This window comes from Ilumatobacter sp. (assembly GCF_041688325.1).
GTDB lineage: Bacteria > Actinomycetota > Acidimicrobiia > Acidimicrobiales > Ilumatobacteraceae > Ilumatobacter_A.
On sequence record NZ_JBDNIJ010000012.1, the window covers coordinates 1 to 1,803 of the forward strand.

1 protein-coding gene is annotated in these 1,803 nt (G+C 63.6%); it reads left to right on the plus strand.

Annotated elements, in window-relative coordinates:
• Positions 1 to 1,803, plus strand: a 1,803-nt coding sequence (gene mobF / locus ACH2EI_RS00665; protein ID WP_395158834.1) for a MobF family relaxase, incomplete at both ends; no start/stop codon positions are given.

Consider the following 1,803-nt stretch of genomic DNA (forward strand, 5'->3'; position numbering starts at 1 on the left):
GCTCGCGGGGCTCGCCCCGGGCACCGGTCTGACACCGAACAACACGCAGGTTCGGACGTTCAAGAATCGTGTTCCCGGTTTCGATCTGACGTTCTCCGCACCCAAATCGGTGTCGATTCTGTATGCGCTCGGGGATCCGCTCGTGCGTGCCCAGGTCGTCGAAGCAACCGATCTCGCGGTCGCTGAAGCGCTGGGCTGGCTTGAACGCGAAGCGTGTTTCGTGCGGCGCGGGTCCAACACCCACCCCGACAAGACGTCCGAGTTCGACAAGTGGGGCACCCGCCGGCTTCGGGGTGTGGGGTTCATCGCAGCCCAGTTCCGGCATCGCACGAGCCGCCAAGGCGACCCGCAACTCCACTCCCACGTCCTGATCGCTAACATGACCAAAGGCCCCGACGGCAAATGGTCTGCGCTCGACGGGCAAGCGATCTTCAAGTCCAAGATCGCCGCCGGAACGGTGTATCAGTCGGTGCTGCGCAACGAGTTGTCTCAGCGTCTCGGCGTCGAATGGACCGAGGTCCACAAGGGTCTGGCCGACATCATTGGCATCCCCGACACGGTGTGTCGCCAATTCTCGAAGCGGCGCGCCGAGATCGAAACCGAACTTGCCCGCACCGGCAAGTCCGGTCCCGCGGCAGCTGGTGTGGCGGCGCTCGACACGCGCACCGCCAAGCACGACATCGACCAGGAAACCCTCGACGCCCTCTGGCTCGCAGAGGCCAAGAGCATCGGCTACGGACCCGACGACATCAACCATCTGCTCGATTCAGCAAATCCAGCGTCACGCGACTTCGCGACCCGAACCGCCGACGGTGTGCTCGCCAAAGACTCGATCATCTCGATCCAGACGCACAGCAAATATCACGGCACGATCGCCCACGAGCAGCTCACGATTGACCAGTTCGCTACTCGTATTGGCCACAAGCTTCCTGAAACCGACGCCATCGTGAACCGGCTCGGTGTCCAGAACGCTGTTGCCGATCAGCTCGGCGGCACCGGCTCGGCACGCCTTCTCGAGCGGCTCACCGATGCCGTGCTCGCACACCGAGAACTCGTCCCGCTCCCACAAGAATCAGAGCACCACGTCGCGTGGGAGCAACGCTGGACCACCCGCACACTGATCAACAAAGAAGCCGAACTCACCGCCCTATTCACCCCCGACCCAACGCTCACTGCAGGTGTCGTCGACCCGGGATTCGTCGAGCACTACATTGCCAACATCAACACCACGCTCGGCCCAGACCAGGCCGACACCGTCCGACGCCTCACCACCCAAGGCCTCGCCGTCGAAGCCGTCGTCGGCAAAGCCGGCACCGGCAAGACGTACACGATGAACGCAGTCCGCGAGGTGTTCGAGGCCGCCGGCTACAACGTCGTCGGTGCATGTCCGACCGGTCGAGCAGCACGAGAACTCTGCGAAGGCGCCGGGATTGACTCCGTCACGATCCAACGACTCAACGTCAACGACCTCAACGACCGGTCCGTTGTGGTGCTCGACGAAGCAGGCATGATCGGCACGTTCAACTTCCACCACGTCATCACCAACGCCCGCCGCGCCGGAGCGAAAGTGATCGTCGTGGGCGACCACCACCAACTCCCCGAGATCGAAGCGGGCGGCTCATTTGCCGCCCTACTGCGAGCGGTCCAAGACCAGCGCTGCGAACTCACGATCAACCGTCGCCAACGCCACGAATGGGAACACCCCGCCCTCGACCACCTCCGCAACGGCGACATTCAGGCGTTCTGGCAGGCCTATCTCGACCACGGCCGAGTCGTGCTCGCCGACGACCAAGCCGAAGTCCA